General features: G+C 45.0%; 22 protein-coding genes. 6 read left to right on the plus strand and 16 right to left on the minus strand.

What is annotated here, in order from left to right; all coding sequences use genetic code 11:
- The first annotated feature begins 64 nt into the window (after positions 1 to 64).
- Positions 65 to 1,072, plus strand: coding sequence for a glycoside hydrolase family 16 protein (locus LY387_RS22825; RefSeq protein WP_234496472.1), 1,008 nt, complete (start codon positions 65 to 67; stop codon positions 1,070 to 1,072).
- Between the two features lie 4 nt (positions 1,073 to 1,076).
- Complete coding sequence (locus tag LY387_RS22830; protein WP_234496473.1) at positions 1,077 to 3,212, plus strand: carboxypeptidase regulatory-like domain-containing protein; 2,136 nt, start codon at positions 1,077 to 1,079, stop codon at positions 3,210 to 3,212.
- A 63-nt stretch (positions 3,213 to 3,275) separates the two neighbouring features.
- Here the strand turns inward: LY387_RS22830 and LY387_RS22835 are convergent, their stop codons facing one another.
- From LY387_RS22835 to LY387_RS22845, 3 genes are all read right to left on the minus strand, one after another.
- A complete protein-coding gene (locus LY387_RS22835; protein WP_234496474.1) occupies positions 3,276 to 3,959 on the minus strand; it encodes a hypothetical protein in 684 nt (227 codons plus the stop codon).
- 73 nt (positions 3,960 to 4,032) lie between these two features.
- The gene (locus tag LY387_RS22840) at positions 4,033 to 5,133 is read right to left on the minus strand and encodes a DUF3106 domain-containing protein (protein WP_234496475.1); all 1,101 of its coding nucleotides are present in this window, start codon (positions 5,131 to 5,133) and stop codon (positions 4,033 to 4,035) included.
- 153 nt (positions 5,134 to 5,286) lie between these two features.
- The gene (locus tag LY387_RS22845; RefSeq protein ID WP_234496476.1) at positions 5,287 to 6,228 is read right to left on the minus strand and encodes a LysR family transcriptional regulator; all 942 of its coding nucleotides are present in this window, start codon (positions 6,226 to 6,228) and stop codon (positions 5,287 to 5,289) included.
- A 155-nt stretch (positions 6,229 to 6,383) separates the two neighbouring features.
- On the opposite strand from LY387_RS22845, the gene LY387_RS22850 reads away from it, so the two are divergent.
- Positions 6,384 to 8,381 (plus strand): HAMP domain-containing methyl-accepting chemotaxis protein, encoded by a 1,998-nt coding sequence (locus tag LY387_RS22850; protein WP_234496477.1) that lies wholly within the window; start codon positions 6,384 to 6,386, stop codon positions 8,379 to 8,381.
- Between the two features lie 71 nt (positions 8,382 to 8,452).
- On the opposite strand, the gene LY387_RS22855 is transcribed toward LY387_RS22850, so the two are convergent.
- The 4 genes from LY387_RS22855 to LY387_RS22870 form a co-directional block, all read right to left on the minus strand.
- Entirely contained in the window at positions 8,453 to 8,920 is a 468-nt protein-coding gene (locus LY387_RS22855; RefSeq protein WP_042470104.1) for a YjiG family protein, read from the minus strand.
- Positions 8,920 to 9,654, minus strand: a complete 735-nt coding sequence (locus LY387_RS22860; protein ID WP_234496478.1) for a nucleoside recognition domain-containing protein — start codon at positions 9,652 to 9,654, stop codon at positions 8,920 to 8,922. Before LY387_RS22860 ends, LY387_RS22855 begins: the two co-directional genes overlap by 1 nt.
- A 333-nt stretch (positions 9,655 to 9,987) precedes the next feature.
- On the minus strand, positions 9,988 to 11,115 hold the full coding sequence (locus tag LY387_RS22865; protein WP_234496479.1) for a cupin domain-containing protein: 1,128 nt from the start codon (positions 11,113 to 11,115) through the stop codon (positions 9,988 to 9,990).
- Between the two features lie 111 nt (positions 11,116 to 11,226).
- Entirely contained in the window at positions 11,227 to 11,478 is a 252-nt protein-coding gene (locus LY387_RS22870; RefSeq protein ID WP_042470114.1) for a DUF2999 family protein, read from the minus strand.
- Positions 11,479 to 11,649: 171 nt separating this feature from the next.
- Here LY387_RS22870 and LY387_RS22875 point away from each other — a divergent pair, with 171 nt between their 5' ends.
- Positions 11,650 to 12,393, plus strand: a complete 744-nt coding sequence (locus tag LY387_RS22875) for a type 1 glutamine amidotransferase (protein ID WP_234496480.1) — start codon at positions 11,650 to 11,652, stop codon at positions 12,391 to 12,393.
- A gap of 86 nt (positions 12,394 to 12,479) precedes the next feature.
- Here LY387_RS22875 and LY387_RS22880 read toward each other — a convergent pair whose 3' ends face one another.
- Positions 12,480 to 12,839, minus strand: a complete 360-nt coding sequence (locus tag LY387_RS22880; RefSeq protein ID WP_234496481.1) for a glutaredoxin family protein — start codon at positions 12,837 to 12,839, stop codon at positions 12,480 to 12,482.
- A 114-nt stretch (positions 12,840 to 12,953) separates the two neighbouring features.
- The gene (norR, locus tag LY387_RS22885; protein WP_234496482.1) at positions 12,954 to 14,537 is read right to left on the minus strand and encodes a nitric oxide reductase transcriptional regulator NorR; all 1,584 of its coding nucleotides are present in this window, start codon (positions 14,535 to 14,537) and stop codon (positions 12,954 to 12,956) included.
- Between the two features lie 259 nt (positions 14,538 to 14,796).
- Between norR and hmpA the strand changes: the two genes are divergently transcribed.
- Positions 14,797 to 15,990: an NO-inducible flavohemoprotein gene (hmpA, locus tag LY387_RS22890; protein ID WP_234496483.1), complete on the plus strand. Its 1,194-nt coding sequence runs from the start codon at positions 14,797 to 14,799 to the stop codon at positions 15,988 to 15,990.
- Between the two features lie 4 nt (positions 15,991 to 15,994).
- Here hmpA and LY387_RS22895 read toward each other — a convergent pair whose 3' ends face one another.
- The 4 genes from LY387_RS22895 to LY387_RS22910 all read right to left on the minus strand — a co-directional run bounded on the left by LY387_RS22895 (position 15,995) and on the right by LY387_RS22910 (position 19,027).
- Positions 15,995 to 16,534 carry a hypothetical protein gene (locus tag LY387_RS22895; protein ID WP_234496484.1) on the minus strand — a complete coding sequence of 180 codons (540 nt, stop codon included), beginning with the start codon at positions 16,532 to 16,534 and terminating at the stop codon, positions 15,995 to 15,997.
- On the minus strand, positions 16,531 to 17,067 hold the full coding sequence (locus LY387_RS22900; RefSeq protein WP_234496485.1) for a YaeQ family protein: 537 nt from the start codon (positions 17,065 to 17,067) through the stop codon (positions 16,531 to 16,533). Before LY387_RS22900 ends, LY387_RS22895 begins: the two co-directional genes overlap by 4 nt.
- Before the next feature lie 150 nt (positions 17,068 to 17,217).
- Positions 17,218 to 17,427 carry a cold-shock protein gene (locus LY387_RS22905; RefSeq protein ID WP_042470128.1) on the minus strand — a complete coding sequence of 70 codons (210 nt, stop codon included), beginning with the start codon at positions 17,425 to 17,427 and terminating at the stop codon, positions 17,218 to 17,220.
- A gap of 436 nt (positions 17,428 to 17,863) precedes the next feature.
- Entirely contained in the window at positions 17,864 to 19,027 is a 1,164-nt protein-coding gene (locus tag LY387_RS22910) for a threonine/serine ThrE exporter family protein (protein WP_234496486.1), read from the minus strand.
- 246 nt (positions 19,028 to 19,273) lie between these two features.
- Here LY387_RS22910 and LY387_RS22915 point away from each other — a divergent pair, with 246 nt between their 5' ends.
- The gene (locus LY387_RS22915; RefSeq protein WP_234496487.1) at positions 19,274 to 19,429 is read left to right on the plus strand and encodes a hypothetical protein; all 156 of its coding nucleotides are present in this window, start codon (positions 19,274 to 19,276) and stop codon (positions 19,427 to 19,429) included.
- A gap of 115 nt (positions 19,430 to 19,544) precedes the next feature.
- Here the strand turns inward: LY387_RS22915 and LY387_RS22920 are convergent, their stop codons facing one another.
- From LY387_RS22920 to LY387_RS22930, 3 genes are all read right to left on the minus strand, one after another.
- On the minus strand, positions 19,545 to 20,402 hold the full coding sequence (locus LY387_RS22920; RefSeq protein WP_234496488.1) for a polysaccharide lyase family 7 protein: 858 nt from the start codon (positions 20,400 to 20,402) through the stop codon (positions 19,545 to 19,547).
- A gap of 254 nt (positions 20,403 to 20,656) precedes the next feature.
- Positions 20,657 to 21,544 carry an amino acid ABC transporter ATP-binding protein gene (locus tag LY387_RS22925; RefSeq protein WP_326492005.1) on the minus strand — a complete coding sequence of 296 codons (888 nt, stop codon included), beginning with the start codon at positions 21,542 to 21,544 and terminating at the stop codon, positions 20,657 to 20,659.
- The gene (locus LY387_RS22930) at positions 21,537 to 22,202 is read right to left on the minus strand and encodes an amino acid ABC transporter permease (RefSeq protein WP_234496489.1); all 666 of its coding nucleotides are present in this window, start codon (positions 22,200 to 22,202) and stop codon (positions 21,537 to 21,539) included. The genes LY387_RS22925 and LY387_RS22930 overlap by 8 nt, the downstream gene beginning before the upstream one ends.
- Between the last annotated feature and the right edge of the window lie 2 nt (positions 22,203 to 22,204).

The following is a 22,204-nucleotide window of genomic DNA, read 5'->3' on the forward strand; positions in this document are numbered from 1 at the left end:
TACTGCTTCGACACTATGTCGCAAGTGGCCTTTGAGCTATCTGAAAAATACGGAGTAAAACCAAATGACCACTTGGTTTAGACGTCTTGGTCTACTGATCATCGGCGTTTTTACTGTGCCAGTTTTGGCGGGTTGGCAAGTTCACTGGATTGATACCTTCGAGGGCAATAGCGTCAACTGGAATAATTGGACTGCTCAAACTCAAGCCAACTACAACAATGAAGTTCAGTGTTATACAGATGATGACTCATCTGAACAGCGTAACTACGACGTATCGGATGGCACTTTGAAAATCATTGCTCGTAAAGGCACGAATCAGTGTATGACCTTGAGCGGACAAACAAAGACTTGGACCTCAGGTCGAATTAATACCAAAGACAAGCAGGAATTTTTGTATGGTCGCTTGGAAGCTAGAATTCGCTTTCACAATCTTGAGGGAGGGACATGGCCCGCCTTCTGGATGTTGGAAAATCGTATTGCTGAGCAGCCAATCAAAGGTGACAACGACAATGTAGGTTGGCCCAATGTTGGCGCGAGTGAGATAGATGTTTGGGAATGGTTTTCTAATGAACCAGAAAGTTACATTACCAATTTTTTCAATACCGCACATTCTTGCGGAAGCGAGTATCGCTACACCTACCCCAATGGTGCACAAGATGTTCTTGATTGGCATCGCTATGCCATGGAGTGGGATGAAAACGAGATAGCCTTCTACATCGATGATGAGTTGGTGACAAGACACGATGTGAGCCAGTGCCCACGTTATAAAGAACCTATGTTCGTCTTACTCAATGTCGCAATGGGCGGCATGCTTGGCGGCAATATTGACCCAAGCCTTCAGCAGGCAACCATGGAGGTCGATTATATTGCGCATTGCCAACGTTCTGCCTCCAACGATATTCAATATTGCGATGAAGATACGCCCATCGCCGATCCCAATGAAACCATTCCAGAACGACCAAGTGCAGGCGTTGATTCGACATCGAATGGCGGCGCGCAATCTCTATGGACACTCCTTGCACTACTGACCATAGCTGCAATCAAAAAACGGAAACCAAACACAAGGAAATAACGCGATGCAAAATCTAGGAAAAGCATGGGCGGTTACCCTTCTCGCCGCCAGTTTAGTTGGCTGTGGTGAGGACGATGCAACCATTGCTGCAGACAACGGAATAAACGGTGGTAATAACAACACAGACAATCAAGAGGCTTATTATCAGGTTCGTATCACGGTACTTGACGTTAACACTCAAAGCCCGCTATCGGGAGTCGTTGTCGATATCAGTGGCAAGATGGCAACGACGAACGCGCAAGGTGAGGCGAACTTTGAATTAGAAGACGGAAACTACACAGCGACGTTAACGATGAGTGGCTATCAAACGGCACAGCATAGTTTCGATGTGTCGGGCGCGAACTTAACGACTTCGGTAGAACTTACTCAAACTGCAGAAACGCCGGAATTACCAGAGGTTGGTTTTATTTTTGACTCCAGCAACGAAGGTTCATTTGCTATTGAATATTGGGGAGATGATTGGGGCTCTGGTTCTGGAATCAGCACTGCGAATGACGACCCTGATTACGGCGAGGTGCTTGTTGTCACGAGTGGCACCAACTGGGGAAAAGGAGCGGCTATTGCTTGGGGTAATGAAGCTGAAAACAGTATTGATGCTTCGGTGTATACCCATCTCAGCTTCAAGATTAAACCAGAGGGTTTTGCAAACATAGAAGTTGTCGTCCAAGGTTCTGATATCACTGAGTCCAAAACCATGTATGCGACAGATTCTGGTGAAGCACTAGATAATGGCTGGTACCAGTTTGAGGTGCCATTTTCTAGCACCGCAGAATTGGTTTGGTTAGGGTTGGTGCTGCCAAGTGACGTCGATGGAATGGCTAAGTTGACCGACATTGCTTTGATTACTAAGCAAGTGGAATACAGCCAACCAAGCGTCAGTGCGCCAGTACCTTCTGTCAGCGATGAAGATGCGTTTGCGCTGTTTAGTGATACGCTCACGGAAGATAAGTTTATTTCTGTTTGGAACGCCAATTGGTGGAATGCTCCTTTATATACATCAGCCAGTATTGATGGTGATAACTACGCGCGCTATGAGATTGTTGGAGCAGGCACCGAGGGCGGCGTAGCAGGGATCGAGTATGGTATTGAATACGGGAGCATTGATGTTTCTCAACACGATAACTGGCACATCGATCTCTACGTTGAATCGGGCGTGAGGCAAGTATTGCTTCAGCTCGTTTCTACAGACGGTTCCAGCAGCTACATGATAGATGCTCCCCAGACCGACCAGTGGTTGTCACTGGATATTCCTTTTGCGTCAATGACCTTAAATGGCGATGTCGCGCTCAATAGCGCTCAAATGCAAATGATAGGTTTGCAGCTTTGGGGTGATGAAGGGAAAGCAGTATTTGTTGATAACCTCTACTTCTCTGGTACGGCGATTACTCATCAACTACAAGTACTGGTGACTGACGATCTAGGAATGCCAATCCCGAATGCGCAAGTGTCGGTCGGTGTCGACGGCGAACATGATGCAGCCTATAAAGTGACAACAGATGCCGCCGGTTTTGCTGACCTTTCACTTTCACAAGGTAAGCAGAAGGTCAAAGTGAGCGCTGATGGCTTTGCAGTGGCCCAGCAAATCATTCAAGTAGAAGAGGGGATACAGCCAGTATTTGCGTTACAACGATTGGCGACCGGTCCGACTGAAGCTGCGCCGGTACCTAATGTCTCAAGTGATGATGTGATTTCTTTATACAGCGACGGCCTAACGAGCAATCATTGGATTACCAACTGGTCCGATCCATGGTGGAATCCGCCAACACATTCTGAAATCACTATTGATGGTAATCTGACCGCTAAGTTCGACATTACGCCAGATGGAGAAGAGGGCGGTGTGACTGGAATCCAATATGGCATAGAGACACCAGTCGATGCTTCAGACAAAACGGGTCTGCGCTTCGACTTCTACGCTACATCTGGAGTCACCAAAGCGGTATTCCAATTATTGTCCGGCTCTCAACCCCTGTTTTATACTATTGAGAATGTAGAAACGGGCTCTTGGATTTCAGTAGAGCTAGGCTTTGATGCGCTAGAGGCAGGTCCGGATTATGACCGCGCCAACATGCAGCAGCTTGGTATGCAGTTATTTGGTACGTCTAGCGATAGTGTGTATTTGGATAATATTTACTTCTACTAATAGGTCGAAGGGTATTATCACGGTCAAGCGCTTCTGGTGCTTGACCTTGACCGCGCATTACCATTATCGGAAATTCAGGTTAAACCCAAACTCAAACGTACCTTCCGTTGTCCTCGGTTCGCCAGGGCGAACACGGTGTTGACCATAACGATACTTCACGTAGGGCTCAATGTATTTTGGTTTAAACGTAAGAGTAAAGTCTGCGTGAAAGATGCTCGGCTCTAAACGAGTGTCTGACATGATTCGATCGTGATTAAGCGAGTAGCTGTAGTTCAGCCAGTCTACAGGTGTATAGCTTACACCTAGGCTGGCTTTCCATTCTTTATTGGTATTAAAATTCGGACTCAAGATAGGAAAGTCATCACTTTGAAATACACTTTTTCGCCATTCGTAAGATGTTGAGCCAAAGAGCAGTAAGTCGGAAGCAAGCATTTTTCCTGCGAATAAACCAACGTTATATATGTCGACTACGTCAGCTCTGCCATAGGTAGCGAACGCTTCCGTATAGGTTTCGCCTAATACGATACCGTAGCCAGCTCCCAGCTCGAGGTAGCCGTTTGAATCAATTTCGAAACCTAGGTTAACTTCATCTGTAGCTTGAACCGTACCTGAAAGTGTTCCTACCCAAGAATCACCAACCTTTGCGGTTTGAAAGCTCATAGTGGGTTCGTAGTAAGCCAGTTCATGGTGGTCGGCGATTGCGGAAAATGGTAATAACGAAATTGCGGTCACAATGTACTTATTCATATTTCTTCGCTCAAAATAAAAGGAGCCGAATAAATCCGGCTCCTTTGGTTTTACATAGGTGTTTATATTTGTATTAAGAGCGACCAACTCGGTCTTTTACTGCTTGTTTGATTTGTTGACGTTGTTCTTGAGAAAGGCTGCGAACTTTCTCAGCGATCTCTTTTCTCTGTTCAGGAGTAAGGTTTCTAGGGGCTTTCTCCGGTGGAATTTGCCCAAAATCTAAATCAAGACCAGCGATGATACCTTCTTTGATTGCATTTTTTGTCCATTCCCAACCATGAACTTGAATATTCTTGAATAACGCGATTGCTTTTCGGTTTTGTTCATCTGTAACTTTGGTTACACGGTCCACAGCGCTAGCAAGCGAGTCAAAACTGTCATGTGTTTCAAAGCGAGCTAGTTTTTCTGCGACGCTATTCCAGCTGTTTAAGATATTTCCTTTTAGCTCTTCATTTGTCCCTTTGCTTATGTCGTACATCAGAGTAGCTAGTAGTGACGTTGAAGGGTCGCCGTTTGCGATTGTGATTTTTGATAGAGCATACAATTGACGAACTGTATTGTCGGACTCAAATATATTTACCATCACATTACCGGCATTGTTTGCTCTTTCCTCATCAGTTGCAGAGCCTGGGTTGATACTCATCCTGATAGACTTCGCGAGATCGTCATGACCGGCATCAATTGCTAGCTTGTAGAGTTGTTCTTTTTGAACTTTTCGTACGGCTTCATCCGCAGGAATGAATTGTGGAGGTGTGATACCGAAATCAGGCGATGAGTCGATACCACTAACATCGGCGGATAAACGACCATTGTTATAAGCAAGAACTAGAGTTTGACCATTTTCATTTACAATAGCGACCTGGTTGCCTTTAGTTTGGATATCTCCAACTTTATTCCCGTCGTTATCATAGACAACTGAGTTTTCGACTGTAAAGATTTGACCGTTGATGTAGACAGCAGTAACACCTTCGGTGCCGCGAAGAATCAGTGCATCGTAGTCTCCTTGATCTCCCGAAACATAAGCGCCGTCAAAGTCATTGCCTTCAAGGTATGTTACATCAGCAAACCCCTCTTGTGGAGCTGGCCCAGAATCACCACCATTGCTTGAACCACTAGATGAACAACCCGCTAAAAATGACGCTGCGATAACTGCACTGATTAATTTAAGTTTCATGTGTATCTCTCAAAATTGTATTGGAACAAAATAGGCTTCTTGCTTGCGAAGTGGCGCTCCGAGCCGATGAGAGAACTATAGAGATAACGATGTTGATAAACTAATGAACTGATTTTATCGTACAAATAACCCTAAGTTATTAATAAATAGGTGTTATTGTTCTGATAACCCTGGGTTATCACGTAATAAGACTCTTTTGATTAACGATCGCAACCATAGAGTTGTTGCGTTGTTTCTGTTCTTATAGTGATAAATTGCATGGATATCTGTATCGATGGTGACTTTACCAAAATAGATATCTAATGCTCTTAGTCCTGAATGGGAATCTAGTTTGAGGTAGCTCGAACTCGGAAAAAGCATGTCTGAATTTTTAACAACATCGATGATTGCTGAAGGTAGCTCTGAGCGGAATACGATATTGGGCTCGTGTCCTCGCATCTTAATCATTTTCTCTGAGTTTGATTGATTCGAGTTCCAATCGGCCGCGATTAATGTCGCAATTTCAAAGTCTACGCCGTCATCAATTTCAAGATAATCTTTGTTGTATGGATGGTCAGCCCGCACGTAGCCTTTGAACGTATCATCAGCAAGCTTCTTTTGAAGCAGTTCTTTTGGTGCGTGGGATATGCCGTAGTTCAATCCTAAATGAATATCATCGTTGACTAGGTCCTGAATAGTCGACTTGCTCCAATTAAGAAGTTGAACTTGCACATTAGGAGCCTCAGACCTAATTGCCTTAAATAGATCTTGCGCTATACCTGAGAGAAAGAATGGCGATATCGCTAACTTGAGCGTCACATCTAATTCCGCCGGATCAAATTCACTGGAATGATTAACCGCACTGGCAAGTTCATCCATCAATGGTGAGATAGACTCTGCTAACTGATTCGCTTTTTCTGTCGCTCGCAAACCATGGTGTGTCTTCACAAATAACTCATCTTCAAAATGATCGCGCAGACGTTGAAGCGCCTTACTTACAGCCGGTTGTGAGACAAATAAACGCTCTGATGCTTTTCGCATATTGCGTTCTTGATTCAAAATGATGAAGGTGCGAAGGAGGTTTAGATCGAGGTTAGCGAATAAGTCTTTAGCCATGAAAACATCTCATTGTACAAGGTCTGTTTTCAATCTTAAGTACAAATATCAAGCACTGCAAAACCTTCAGTAACAAAAATATAAACAAATTGTTTAAAATTCTCGTTAGTTGCCGATATAGTGTCAAATCAGTTGTATTTTATAGAGGTTTAAGGATGAAACTCTCGATATCGGGTAAGCTTCGGACGAGTTATCTGGCGCTTGGTGTACTTTTTATCGTCTCATCTCTGTTTGTGTATCGCAGTGTTGATGGGCTGCAATCACAAACCCATTCACTGTTGCAGTATGATTTGCCAACCGTTGACGCGAGTAGGCAGTTAGGTCAGTCGCTACAAACTACCGTGTCTGAACTACGAGGCCACATGCTCCTTGTTGGCAGTGAAGAGCAAGTCGAGCAATCTAAAGCAAGTGTCCTCCAGCATATGGATGGCGTCGATATTCAGCTACTGAGCCTTGAGGGGCTGCTATCAGACCAGAGCTATCAGGAGATCAACGATAGTTGGAGCTCGATTAAAGAATCGGCAAACCAAATCCTCGACATTGCTCAAACCAACGAAAACTTGCCTGCACACGCACTATTTATCAATGAGGCTGCACCGATTGCCGAGGTTGCGTTAGACCAGCTACAAGGTTTGATTAACGACGAAGCAGGTCGCTCCGAAGGTGGCGAACGCAAGCGTCTGTTTAAGCTTTATGCCGATGCGTATAACTCGCTTGCCAATGCGCTTGCTGCTCAGCGTGATTATCTTCAGTATGGCAATCAGGATTATCTAGAAAAATACAACGATTTCATTAAAGCGCATGCAAAAGTTGTCGAGCAAATCGGCTATAAGACCGACCTGCTGAGCAGTAGCGATCAGAGCCTTTGGTCACTATTTAACGAAATGAAATCACTTTATACGCCGTTGGCAGCGCAAGTCATTGAGCTTCGACAGTCGCCTAACTGGAATGAGTCTAACTACCTCATGGCGAGTGCACTACTGCCTGCGATTGACACGGTGCAGACTGAACTCAACAGCATCGTTTCTACGCAACAGCAAAAAGCTCGCGAGACGGAAACGCATATTTCAAGCAGCGTTACATCGTTGATTGCCATCTTGGCGATAAGCTGTGCAATCGTACTTGCGGTTGCCTTCTTGGTTTCTCATTTCTTAGGACGCCAGATAGGTGGGCGAGTCTCTCTTATCGCTAAACGAGCACAGTTGATTGCAGCTGGTGATGTGTCGAGTGAACCACTCAAGGTAGCAGGTAACGACGAGCTCGCGGACCTAATGACATCAATTAACTCAATGAACCAGTCGTTGGCTCAGTTGGTCGGTAAGGTCTCACACAGCGTAGAGGCGGTGGAAGCGCGAATGGGGGATTTGACCCAGAACAGCCGTCAAAGTCTTGAGCAAGTTGAACAGCAATCTTCAAGCCTAGACAATATTGGCCACTCTCTATCAGAAGTCGCAGTGGGTTCTGAACAAACCGCAAGCCAAGTTCAGGTTTCTTCATCGGCGCTGGTGGACGCTAAGCAAGAGTTAGCCTCTGGTGAGAGTATGCTTACTGAGAATCACAGCAATATGACGTCACTTGTCGATGCCATTCAGAACGCACAACAGCTTGTTGAGCAGCTAAGTAATGAAAGCCAAGCCATCGGTAAAGTGACCGAAGTGATTGAAGGGTTGGCAGAGCAGACTAACTTGCTAGCGCTGAACGCGGCGATCGAAGCGGCGCGTGCGGGTGAGCAAGGACGAGGCTTTGCGGTCGTTGCAGATGAAGTGAGAATGCTGGCAAGTCGAACCACAGAGTCGACAACTGAGATCAACGCTATCGTTCAAGCGATTCGCACTTCAACCAACAAAGTTGAACAGCAAATCAACGAAGGGACAACCATAGCGTCAGATGCCATGGGACAGACCCATCAGGCACTGAGTCGTATTCAATCCTCTGCTGAACAAGTGGAGTTGGTGAATGAGCAGATGGAAAGCCTAGCAGCGACAGCAGAGCAGCAAGCGAATGCCACACAGACGATCTCGGGTCTCGTTAACGACATCAACGAGTCATTGAGCGCAGTCGCAGAGCAGACGCGTTCAGCGAACCAAGTGACCGAGCAGGTGACAAGCAATGTTGGGGATCTTCATGCTCAGGTATCGAACTTTAAAGTCTAAGCTCTGACAATAAGAAACAAAAAATGCCCATCAAACGATGGGCATTTTTCTCTCTGATAAGCGGTGAGTGGTTACACCAGAATGTTCATTAAGAACATAGCACCAAAGGCATTCAATACAGAGATAGCAATCATGACAGGAATGTAACGACCTTCTGTACCGATTGGACCCAAGATACGACCCATGTATTGGATCTGAGAGCCCATCAGGTAGATAGCAGGGGCAAGGATCGCGATATGAGAGCCATTCAAGATACCTTGGTCAAATAGCGTGATAACCACACCAACTGCACCACCCATCGACATCCAAGCACCAATCAATACTGCCGCCGCTTCACCTGGCAAACCAAAGATGGCCATAATAGGAGCGAAGATCGCGCCCATTGCATCCAGTGCACCAGTAATTTGAAGCGCCTTAATGATAACGAATGCCATCAGTACGTTAGGTACAGTAGACGTTGTCGCGATAACCCAACCTTTTTTCGCACCTTCTACGAAGATATCAGTGACCATAGGTTTTTTTGCTTTAACTTCGCTCATTATGCGGCCTCCTGCTGTGTGTTGGTTTGGTCTTGCTTAGGTGATTTGTCTTCTTTGCCCTCTGTGATGTTTAGGTACACACGGAACAAGTTAGCGCCGACAAATTTAAATAGGAACATAACTGCTACTGCCAAACCGATAGAAGAGGTTACAGCTAGTGAACCGTCCATCATAGTTAGTGTAAATAGCACGGCACCTGATGAGAAGAAGTTAACGATCGCTGCACCGGCAGTGAACTGGAACATGGTAAAGACATCGGTTTCGCGCTTAGTCAGGTGTCCTTCATCTTTAAGCTGGCGTGTCATCGCCGCACCAGCATCTGTACTTTGCAAAGAAGCGATAAGAGCCAGGCCAGAGTTACCTGGAATACCCATCAGTGGACGTAGAAGTGGAGATAGAAGTTTGCGAGCAGCATCCAACGCACCATAGTGCTCAAGTACGTTGATCATACCGAGAGCAAACATCACAGTTGGAATTAGCGTTAAAGCGAAGATAAAGCCGTCACGTGCACCGCTGCCACCCACACCACGGAAAGAGGTGGTAGCTGCTTGAACACCGTTTTCGGTTTCCGTTACGTTATGGGCAACTTGGCCGAACGCACCGTTTAGCGTGGTGAAGTCAAAAACACCATACCATTCGTTTGATTGAAGTAATCCTGAGAAAAAGACAATAGCGAAAGCCAGAGCAATATAGCTTCCTATTGTCACCTTACGTTCTTTTGTTAGATCAGACATTGGGGGGTCCTTAGAGACTGGAACAGAGTGCATAGTCTGAGGATTTCCATGTGCCAGAATACTGATCCGAATCAAGTGAAGGATTATTTTTATGAAACTAATTATTACCAAATATGTAACTGTGAATTAGTCCTAATATTAGATATAACTCTGTTAATGAGTTGAATTAGATAAGCTAATGCTAGTTAAGAAATCTGGTTGAAGTAGAAGAGGATGTTACCGTGTGTCCGCATTAGATATTGGTCGGATACGGTGTTAAACGACATACATTGCAATATCATGGCGCTCTTGAGAGCGCCATTTTTTAAGTATGTAGACGAGTTACGCTATGGATTATTCTGCGTACCAGTACCCCTTGTTGAGTAACTCGGTAATCAGAGGAACAACGTGAGTATTAGGTTCAACGTCAACAAGAACCTCTTCATTGGTCAATGCGCGTGCTAACCAAACCTGTGACTCAGCCAGTTTGAAAACCTCACCATTGATGTACACCATAGTCGGTTCGTCCTCATGAACTAAGGCTCTTAGGCCAGCTACTTTATATAGCTCACCACCCTGTGAAAGATGCTCAGCTACTTCTTCCGACGTCCATTTAGTGTCTGGTTCAATAATATTCAATTGGTGACGAGACTGGCTTAACATGCAGCCAAGAAAGTCTTTAACTGTGGTTTCATTTTCAAGTGCTGAGGTCAGCATCTTAGTCAGAGTCTCTCGATCTCCGGAGGTTATTTCACCGAAGTGTTCTTGAGTCGAAAGCTCTGGTTTGTGCATGTGCACATCACCATAATCGTGGGCGAGAACGTAGTCTGCAAAGTTACCGATTAGCTCTTGTTCTTTTGGTGAACGAAAGCCAACTGAGTAGCTCATTGATGGCTCCAACGCATAACCATCGTGTGGGAAACCGGGTGGGATATATAAAATATCGCCAGGCTCGAGCACATCATCAATGATGGCATCGAATGATTCAATTTGACGAAGCGCCTCATGACGCTTGGTCTCTTTGTACTGACCAACGTCTTTAGTGCCTACTCGCCAATGGCGTTTACCAGAGCCTTGAACAATGAACACGTCGTATTGATCTATGTGTGGCCCTACGCCACCCCCTTTGACCGAATAGCTGATCATGAGATCGTCAAACAGCCACTGAGGAAGTGCCTTGAATGGTTCGACGAGTTCGGCAGCGCCTGCATGCCAATGGTTAACCGCTTGAACAATCAGAGACCAGTGGCTCGCGCCAAGGTCGGCAAATTTGTCTTCAGAGAATGGGCCATGCTCTGCCTGCCATTGCTCGTTAGCATTCGACACAAATCGAGAGTCGATCTCTTCTTCCATCGAAAGCCCTGCAATCTCCTCTGGAGAAATAGGATCGATAAAGGCAGCGAATCCACCTTTGATAATAGTGGGTTGCTTTTGCCAATACTTGGCGAGGAAGTCTTCAAGGTTAACGCTTAGTTGGTACATGGTGATTCTACTATTTTGGAGGCTGAAGAAGGCAGTAAGAGATTAGGTGTCGTTGTAGTTATAGGTAGGCGTCAAGGTGTTTCGAAACTACAACGCCTTGACGCATAAAGACTACTTGTTCAACTGCTCTTTCGCTGCTTCAACTTTAGAGAAGTCTAGTCCTAGCTCTTCAACCGCTTCTTTGATTAGGTTAGGGTTTTGCATAACTTGACCCATAAGAAGCTGTAGTTTGTCTTGAGGCAGACCAAGCTGGCTGATGGTCGCCATCGCCGCTAGTGGGTTTTGAGTGAGAGTCTCGAAAATCTCGTTGATCTGAGCGTCGCCAATATTGTTCTCTTTCAATAGGGCAATAATTGGGTTCATTGTTTTACCTTTTTAATACATGACATGTTGGCGCTAAGTTTAACACTAGCTTTGGTATTAGAGAACCGTCACTGAAAGTGAAAAGCACCACTCGCAATGGCAATCGCTGCAGTGGCTTCTATACTCAAATGGAAGGAAAAATTTGTGTGCTAACAGTGATATAGGTGAGCAATGAGAATAGGGATATTAACTTGTGGACATGTAGACCCACCACTAAGTGACGAAAGTGGTCAATATGCAGATATGATTTCTGCAAATCTTGGAGCGGTAGATAACACCTTCGAGTTTGCTAATTTTGACGCAACAAAAGGCGAGTTGCCGGACTTGGATTCATGCCACGGATTTATCATCACGGGCAGTGTGATGAACGCTTACGATGACGATCCTTGGATTCTGGCACTGTGTGACTGGATAGTAAGCTGTGAAGCCCGCCATAAGCCGCTAGTAGGGATTTGTTTTGGTCATCAGTTAATTGCTCGTGCATTGGGTGGCAAGGTTGAAAAATCGAGTAAAGGTTGGGGGCTTGGCAGCTACGAAGTGAGCATTACTTCTCAAAAGAAATGGATGAATCTATCCGTCGATTCTTTAAGAATGTTAGTAAGCCATCAAGACCAAGTGGTTATAGTACCCAGCGGCATGAAAGTCTTGGCGACTAATGACTTCTGTCCCAACTTCATGCTGGCAAAGGACAATCATATTTTGACGGTGCAAGGGCACCCTGAATTCAGCGCCGAATTTACTCGGCTTCTAATTGAAAAACGACGTTCTTTAATCACAGAAAATCATTACTTTGATGCGTTAGAGCAGATTAACAAACCTCAGGATTCAAGCTTGGTGCTTCACTGGATTAGCGCGTTCTACTTTTGCAATCATAGATATTTAAGTCAAAACGAACTAGAGCTCACAGCTAAATAGCGTACATCATAGGATCGGTTAGAAACTAAAAAGGGTGTCACTCAGTAGAGTGACACCCTTAATTATCTATGGTTGCATGATTTTAACTACGCAAACTCTTTCTGAAGATAGGTAACGATATCAGATGACTCGTACATCCATGTCTCTTTACCATTTTCAGTAATCTTTAGGCATGGCACCTTAACTCGACCACCACCGGCCAATAGTTCTTCTCGAGCGATGTTGTCGTTCTTAGCGTCTTTCAAAGCGATGTTTACCGATTGGCGCTTCATTTCACGGCGAACTTTTACACAAAAGGGACATGCCTCGAATTGGTAAAGTTGCATGGTTGATGCTTTTTTATCTGCTTGCTTTTGGGCTTCTTCGCTGCGCTTTACACCGCGTGGTGAAAATACGAAGTTAAGTAGAAGGATGATCTTTCCTAAGATAATGCGAATAAACTTCATAACTACCTTTCTTATCTTTAATACGTTGAGCTTTATGGTTGTTATAGGGTGTGATGAACACGCATCACACCGCAGAATATTAACACCTCTTTCACTTTACTGATACGTTTAACTCTAGTCTCGAGAGAGTGTGTGACGTTTGGTAACACTTAGTCCTAGACGTTTAGAGAGTCGAATTAGGTTCGCGCGGTCAGTTTGCAAGGTTCGCGCTGCTTTCGCCCAATTGTAATCGGCACTTAATAGAGCATCGGTGATAAGGGCACGTTGATACTCTTCGGTCGCTTCTCGGATGCCTTTAGTGGTATCGACAACCAAGGTGTTTTTTGACGATGTCTTAGGCGCGGGGGTTGAGACATCATCATCGAACTGTCCACAATCGTCTATGTTGACAGTGACAACTTTCTTGCCCATCGAGCGCGCTTTTGCCTTGAGTGCAGCTCGGTTAATCACATGCTCTAGCTCGCGCACATTGCCCGGCCAAGAATAACGGTTGAGGTGCGTGACGGCATTGGGGCTCATTTTTATCTGCGATATGCCAAGCTTTCTTCGAGCTTGCTCTAAGAAGAAGCCGGTGAGAAGCTCGATATCTCCGTGGCGCTCCTTTAGTGGCGGCACAGAAATCGGGTAAACACTGAGTCGATGGTATAAATCGGCGCGGAACTTACCGTTGTCGACTTCTGCTTTTAGGTCTCGGTTTGTTGCCGCTAGAACACGCACGTTGATCTTCTGGATCTGGTCTTTACCGACAGGTTGAATCTCATTGTTTTGCAGTGCTCGTAACAGTTTACTTTGTGCGGCAAGCGGCAGTTCACCGATTTCATCAAGGAATAATGTACCGCCGTCTGCTAGCGCAAATTTACCCATTCGGTTTTTGTCCGCTCCGGTAAACGCACCTTTAACGTGACCAAACAGTTCGCTTTCAATCAAGTTCTCAGGAATTGCCGCACAGTTCACGTAGACCAAAGGCTGCTGTCGTCGTGTCGATTGGTAGTGTAGGGTACGAGCGACGAGCTCCTTACCAACGCCCGTTTCACCGTGGATAAGGATATTGAAATCAGAGGGAGCGACGATCTCAATGTCGGATTTGAGGGCTAACATTGGCTCGCTGTTACCAATCATTTCACCACCGTCTCGCTCCCAGGCTTCAACATTGAGCTCTTCGAGAAGCTGTTTTGACTGCTTTGCTTGATACTCGAGTTGAGAAAACGTCAGTGCCATTTTTAGCGTAGAAGCAGCAACCGCGGACAATACTTCAAGACTACGCTGTGGAATGTCTTCAAACGCATTCGGGGCGAGGCTATCTAGCGTCAGCGCACCGAGCATTTTCTCGCCAAAAATCAATGGAAGCCCCATACACGAGTGCATAGGTAGATCGCCATGATGATCAATCAGTAAACCATCAAACGGATCGGGCAACTCACTATCAGCGTCAAAGATAACTGGGCTGGTGGCAGCACATATTTCAGCGAATCTAGGGTGTTCTTGAATGACGAACCTTCGTCCTAGGGTGTCTCGAGCCAGTCCTTGCATAGCGAGAGGTACGAGTGTGTCTCCCTGCATAGAGAGCAAGGCAACGCAATCACATCGAATGGTTTTACGTATAGTATTGAGAAGCGAATCGAAGCGCTCTTGATCGTTGCTGCTGCTGGCAAGACCAACAGTGAGATCGATAAGGCTAGAAGTGGAGATATCTTGCATAAAAACGGATAGCGAGTCGAAATGAGTGAAGAGCTCATTTTAGTGTCATTTAGACATAAAGAAAAGGAGTCATTTTGACTTTTTAATAGAAGGAAATTACCAATAAAACCAATAACTACGGTGTTTCTAAAATTGGCACAAACCATGCAATCATATATTCAGTTGTTGAAGTGCACACAATGTGTTCAACAATTCAGCCTATTATTAAAAATATCATAAAAACGATAAGTAGTACTATTAAGCCTTCTAGGGAGCGACTATGCTAAACAACCAACATATTGAGATCATCAAAAGCACCATTCCTCTATTGGAATCAGCAGGACCTGCATTGACTCAACATTTCTATCAAAGAATGTTTTCTCACAATCCAGAGCTGAAAGATATCTTTAACATGACGCACCAGAAAACTGGTCGTCAAAGTGTCGCGCTATTCGAAGCGGTAGCGGCATACGCAAAAAACATTGAAAACCTAGCCGCACTTACCACAGCAGTAGAACGCATCGCGCATAAGCACACCAGTTTCAATATCAAAGCAGAACATTACCAGATCGTGGGACATCACTTGATTGAGACGCTACGAGAACTGGCTCCTGATGCATTCACTCAACCAGTGGAAGAGGCATGGACCGAAGCGTATCTTTTCCTGGCGCAAATCTTTATTGACCGTGAAGAAGAGTTATATCAGTTACGTGAAAAAGCGCTGGGTGGCTGGCGTGGTACGCGTCGCTTTGTTGTTGCGGAGAAAACCCCAGAGTCTGAGTTGGTGACTAGCTTTGTGCTTCAACCAGAAGATGGCGGTAAAGTTCTTGGCTATGAAGTAGGGCAGTATCTGGGTGTTCAGGTGAAGCCAACCAATAGTGAACACGTTGAAATTCGTCAGTATTCGTTGTCCCAAGCGCCAACGGGCAGCAACTACCGTATCTCGGTAAAACGCGAGCTATCGGACTCTTACGATAATGGTCTTGTGTCTAACTACTTACACGACAGTGTTAATGTAGGGGACGTTATCGATGTCATGCCGCCTGCGGGTGATTTCTTCTACAAAGAAACCGACAAACCAGTAGTATTGATTTCCGCTGGTGTGGGCTGTACACCGATGCAGGCGATTTTGCAGAAACTATCACAAGACGACAAGACCGAAACCGTCACGTATCTGCATGCTTGTGAACACGAACAGCAGCATTCCTTTGTCGATGAAGTCGCGACGATCGTATCCGCGAAAGGTTGGAATCAAAAAGTTTGGTACCGTGAGCCAAAGCAAACTGAGAACGAATCGGCGAAAGGGCTGATGGATCTCAACTCGATGAAAGAGACATTGCCAGTGCACTTCGGTGAGTTCTACATCTGTGGTCCGATTGCCTTTATGGATGCTATGGTTCAGCAATTAGATGCGTTAGATGTGGACCGCTCTCGCGTTCACTACGAAGTATTTGGTCCACACGCGAACCTATAAGTCGTTAATTAAACCACCTTTCAAACCACCGCTTCCAACCGGAAGATGGTGGTTTTTTAGCTTCAAATTCGCGGTAGCCTTGATAGTAACTCTGGGTAAACTGAGTTCGAATTTCATCCACGCTCAACCCAACGAGTGGGCTCAGCGTTTCACTGGTTTGCATGGCATGATCGTTTGCTAGGCTGTAATCCAACCCAAGATAGCCCTGAACATAAACCCAAATATGAGTGACCAACATGAGTTCTTCGACCACTGGCAGTTTGAAGGACTCTGCGTGCTTTCTGCCGACTTGCTCTTCAATGGCCGCTTGCATCGCTTGAACCTGATCAAGGTGAGCATTTAATGAGGAAAGCGCTTCGACATTGAGCTTAGTGAACAAGCCTAGCAACAGATCCGACGGAGCGTTGTCAGGTTTGTTTTCTTGGGCTCTGGCAAACAGCATACTTTCACGTTCACATAAATTATTGAGCGCGTCAGTGTGCGTTGCAACAATCGCCAGTTTGTCGATTTGGATTTCTGCTAGTGCTTTCCTTAGCTCAATCATTTGTCCTGAAGTTCCTCGACTGTTACCTCAACAGAACCGCCTTCGGCATCGACAAACAGCGACGTGCCGGTAATCATTACCGATAGATCCATAGTGCGAGATACAAGACCTGCTAGCGCCTCGATAGATTCATTGTTAAAGCGGAAGATGCTTGCATCTAGATAGCCAAACTTGCCTTGGTTTTGTTGCCACCAAACATCGCTTTTGGTGTTGAAGCTATATACCTTCGTTTTCTTTGAAAGGCGAGTCGCTTTCTTCACACGATCGACATCAGGTTCGCCGATATCAATCCATACTAGTGTTTGGTCGTCCAAAGATTTTTCCCAAATATCAGGCTCTTCAATGGTGGACAGCCCTTTGGTGAACTGGAGCTCAGTAGAGGCGTTAAGACAGAATGCCATTAGCCTTGCCATCATGCGCTGCTCATTCTCTGATGGGTGTAGAGCGACGGTAAGATTCAAAGAGTCGTAATAATCGCGATTCATGTCTGTCAATGCGACACGAAATTTGTAAATAGTTGGTTTTAAAGCCATGAGATTGCTCTGGGGATATTTGATTGCATTAATGCCTATAGTACGCGTCTATGGGTAAAAGGACACTAACAAAGGGGCGCACATGTGCTAACTGATACAAAAATAGCCAGCTGAGCTGGCTATTTATCAGAATGTACTGGAAGCGAGTACTTAGACTGGTTGGATTTCTTCCGCTTGAGGTCCTTTTTGACCTTGAGTCACGCGAAATTCAACTTTCTGACCTTCAGTAAGCGTACGGAAACCGTCTGCTTTGATGTTGCTGAAGTGAGCGAAAACGTCTGGACCGTTCTCTTGTTGAATGAAGCCAAAGCCTTTAGTTTCGTTGAACCACTTAACTGTACCAGTAACTGTGTTAGACATACTTATATCCTAAAATTTTCTACTATCTTTTGTTTCTTTATTGCCAATCCGGCAGCTATAGCGTGAAAAGGAAATTGCTATTGCGTACAACGCGTCGGGGGAATCACGAGAATTCAACGAATGCTACTTGTAAACAATGTAACTTTTTTTTCTAGCCAGTCACGAATATAAGCGAGTTCTTAGGTAAGTCAAAGAGCTGCAATTACAATTTGTCTGAATATTTGAAGTGCAGCTCGTTTTTAGGTGTCACTTACATGACATTTTCAAACGCGAAGATAAATTTTTGACGCTAGGTCAACAAACGTGCAAAGCTTGTAACGTATTGATATAAAACATTATTTAGCGCTTCGAAATAATGTTTTGTAAAGATTGTGCAAACATTATTAGTATTTTGAAGCGCTAGCGGTTTTTATAGAATTACCAAATAAAGTGGACACTACCTCTCTATTTTAGGCGAATATATTGAGTATGCGGTAATTTGTCCTGCCACAATTGCTGAGAACATAAATAATGCGGATAAACCGATATTAGGTATCGGTAGAATCGATTGTTCAAAAACCGACTGGCTGGCGCTCACCATTACTCGACTGCCTGGTACCAAAATAATGATGCCTTGAACAATATAAATAGAACCTGTGAGGTCCAGACGCTTAGCTACCCAGGTGCCATAGAGGGTAATAAGTACTGTCGTGACCCAAGTTCCAACAACCCAACCACTTTCAAAACCAAGATAAAACGGTCCCCACATTCCGAGTACTGCTACCGGCAATCCCAATAAGATATCTTTCGGTCTTGCGTTGAATATCACGCCGATAGAGGTGGAGATGAGTAACAGGCCAAAGCAATGCAGCCATAGCGGAACTTCGTTGGTGTAAGAGATAGAGTCGGTTTGTCCCCAAAAGGCTTCGCCTATATTTAGTCCCATCATCACGCCGATAAAGAGTTTGATGAGCGTTAGGGCACTTTGACCCAAAAGCGCGGTCCCTGACACCAAATCATTAAAGGCCAAACATTCGAGCGAGTTGGCAATGGAAAGCCCAGGCACAAAAAGCACCACACTCGCAATACAGAGCGCCCATATCGGTATTGCGGCGCCAGTACTGGCAATAAACGCAACCAAAACACCCGTTAGCAGTGCTGAGATAAACTCAACCGCGATAGCGTTGCGGCCACGATAAACTAACTGACAAACCCATACCATTAAACCCAGCAACATAGAAAAGGCAATTGCTTCGAGAGTGCTACCTACCAGCATCAGATAAGCGGGCGGTATGCCCATATTGGCAAGCGCTACGATCCATTTCGGATAACCAACAGGTTCTGGAACCGGCTCATTACTTGGCTGATTGATGCGAATAATAGTGTTAGCGAGTAGGCTGAGGTTGATTGATGCTGGCTTTAAGCGCTTCAAAACCACCGTATTGTTTTTATCGGGAAACTGGTAGTTGATTGCCGTTGGCGTCGCTTGGACCATGACGTCAACCCCGTGCTTTTGGGCGTAATGTTGAGCGTATTTCTCTACTTTGTAGGGAGCACAGCCGCTTCGATGAAGCGTGTCACCAATATCGACGATTTTCTTGATGGTTTGAGTGGAAGGCATAGGTCCGTCTAGTCAATCTGGGGGTCTTTTTTGATGGCGTAAAGGTATCAGAGCTTTTGTGGTTTTTCGATAGTAAATATTCGTTTTTCAGTCAATTTTATTCGGCTTTAGATTTTCGAACATAAACGAAGCAAGCGTTTGCCCCAATATGGCTAAAACGAAGGGTCGCATCCTACAAGAACGATTTTTGATCTTGCTGCTATCAAGCTAACTTTAGTCCATCAAAGACACTAAGGGAGGCGCACAATGACACATTTCAGCCCAATGGCTATCCGAAAACTTGCAAGCCTAATGCTAGAGACAGGCTTTAAAGCCATCGATGTTCAGTATCATAGAGTTCAATTTATTACTCGGGACCGAGTAGGGACGATAGATAGACACGGTATTGTGGTATGGGAGTAGTTATTGGAAGTCGTGAAAAGTAACTGCGCTTTCCGCCATAACGTTGTAAATAGCTCAACCAAGCCTTTTAAACTCATGCATAAGAGGCTTGGTTGGGTTTGAATGAGTTACGACATTAGCCTTTGTGTTCAGTGTACTCTAGCTTGTAGAAGTGAGCTTCACTTTCGCCATCGGTAAACTGATTGTAGACACCTGCTTTAAAGTAGCTGAGAAGATGACGCCAATAATCGATGTCCTTCTCCATTTTTCTCTCGCCATTTACATCGACCGCAAGGATCTTGTTGCCAACGGTGATGTCAAACTCAGTTGTTTCACCAACAGGCGCTTTACCTAAGTCAATCTGAGAGTACGCAACGTCAGATTGGCACATCTCTTTGTCTTTGTTTTTCTTGCCCATCGAGCCTTTGCAAATTACCGCATTGTTTTTCACGATAGCCCAGTAGTGCCCTTGAACGCCGTTATTGTCTTGCTTCCACACAACACGAAGAAGTGGGTGCGGAACATTGTGTGTGCCTAGGTCGTCCAGACCTTTGTTATGAACTTGCAAGAAGGTGATTTCGTTCTGCTTGGATTTCGAGTTTTCCATCGCTGCTTCAGGGTTCACGATTTCAACTTTTGAGCTGAGTGTATAGAACTCATTTGGAAGATCAGTACGGAAGTTTTCTTGTACTCTCAACTCATTACGAAGGTGGTCATTCTTCATCTTGAAGACCAAAGCTTCACTCGTTTTGTCGACATAGAAATTGTTGTTCACAATACCTGAATAGTTGTTGTCGAGCGCAAAGTATTCTTTGTTGCCTTTCTTTCCATCAGGATCAGAGATTTGCAGCTCAGAAGCCGATAACACATTGCTGTATTGAGGGTAATCTGCAGGTTCACCTAGTTTACCTTCAGGATTCGAAAACTGAACATTTGCACTCGCCATGGAAGAGATAGCAAGCAACACAGCAGTAGAGATAAGCTTATTTTTCATGAGTTAACCCCTTTTATATTATTGTCATACATTTTTATAAGGTAGATATCATTGTTCAGGAGTTAGCGAAATATTCAGAACGTGAAATTGTGCTCTAGCGCCTAGTTTTGCAATGTTTGATAAATTTTGTAGGGACATTGGCTGACGTATATGGGATGGCGATTTAGCAGTGATAAGTATCGAAGGTTCGATGAGAGCCAAGGGATAGAAGAGAGAAAATCGGAGAGCAAGGCTCTCCGATTTTCGAGGGCGAGTTAGCTCGCATCGAGTTTCAAAAACTGTCTTACTCGAGTGGAATCTGGGTCGGTAAAGAATTTTTCTGGGGGATTTTTCTCAATCAATATGCCTTTTTCCAAAAACACTACTTGATCAGAAACTTGTCGAGCGAAATCCATCTCATGGGTGACGATGACCATGGTATAGCCCTCTTTAGAGAGCTTTTGCATAACCGTTAGTACTTCCTCTACGAGCTCTGGGTCAAGAGCTGACGTTGGCTCATCGAAGAGCAGTACCTCAGGCTCCATTGCTAATGCGCGAGCAATAGCCACGCGCTGCTTCTGTCCTCCCGATAGCATGCTTGGGTAACTGTCGAGTTTGTGTGACATGCCAACTTTCTCTAGTTGTGTTTCCGCCATGCTCTCTGCGTCGGACTTCGACCACTTTTTCACATGAATGAGCGCTTCCATCACGTTTTGCTTAACGGTAAGGTGCGGCCATAAATTGAAGCTTTGAAATACCATGCCGACGCGTTGTCGCATCTTGGCGAGCTCTTTGTATTTGGCTGGCCTGTTAGTTTCGGCATTCACACCGATACGTTCGTCGCCAACGTAGATAAACCCTCGCTCCGGCTGCTCAAGCCAGTTAATGCAGCGCAATAAGGTAGATTTACCTGAGCCCGATGAACCGAGAATACTGACGACTTCGCCTTTTTGTATATTGAGGTTGATATCTCGAAGCACTTCGATTCCGTCAAACTGCTTCGAGAGATTAATGATTTTGATGATTGAATCTTTCTCATCTTGGGTGGTGTCAATCAATGGCGTTTCTTGGTGCTCAACGGTGTCAACGATGTGCAGCTCCGCGCTTTCTTTAAATGTGCTGAGTGGGATGTCTGGAGTAGTTTCAACTGATTGTTTAAGCATGACTTAGCCCTCGTTGTTGCACTTTGCTAAGTGCTAATTTGGTTACTTGTTCCACTGCGATACTGACCATCCAATACAAACCAATCGCGACGATAAAGGCGTTGAGTGGGATAAAGTAGGTAGATTGAATGCTGTTCGCAGCAGCGGTGATCTCGCTGACGGTAATGATGCTCAAAAATGCCGTATCCTTGAGACAGATAATGAGTTGATTCGCAATGAGTGGAATGGACTTAAACAACACGTTCGGTGCAATAACTCGAGTGAAAATCTTAAACTTCGAGAAGCCACAGGACTTGGCCGCTTCTATGTAGCCCTCATCCATGTCCTTTCTGACACCACGGAATATTTCGCAGAAATAGGTGCTGTGGTACAAACACAGTGAAACGAGACCGGCGGTGATAGCATCCATGCGAATGCCTACTTGTGGTAAGCCGTAATAGAGTAGGTAAGCGAGAATAAGAAACGGCAGCGTCCTCATAATGTTGATACTACCTCGCACGCAGTAGCTTAGACCTTTGCTGCCATTTTCAAGCACGCTTAGAAGTGCTAATCCCATAAAAAAGCTTATCGTTGATGCAGACACAAACAGCATGACTGTCGTAAATAGGCCGTAGGTAAAGATCTCGCGTTGATCCCAAATGATTTGCCATTCGTTCATAC

Origin of the sequence: Vibrio maritimus, from assembly GCF_021441885.1 — a bacterium.
Lineage (GTDB): Bacteria > Pseudomonadota > Gammaproteobacteria > Enterobacterales > Vibrionaceae > Vibrio > Vibrio maritimus_B.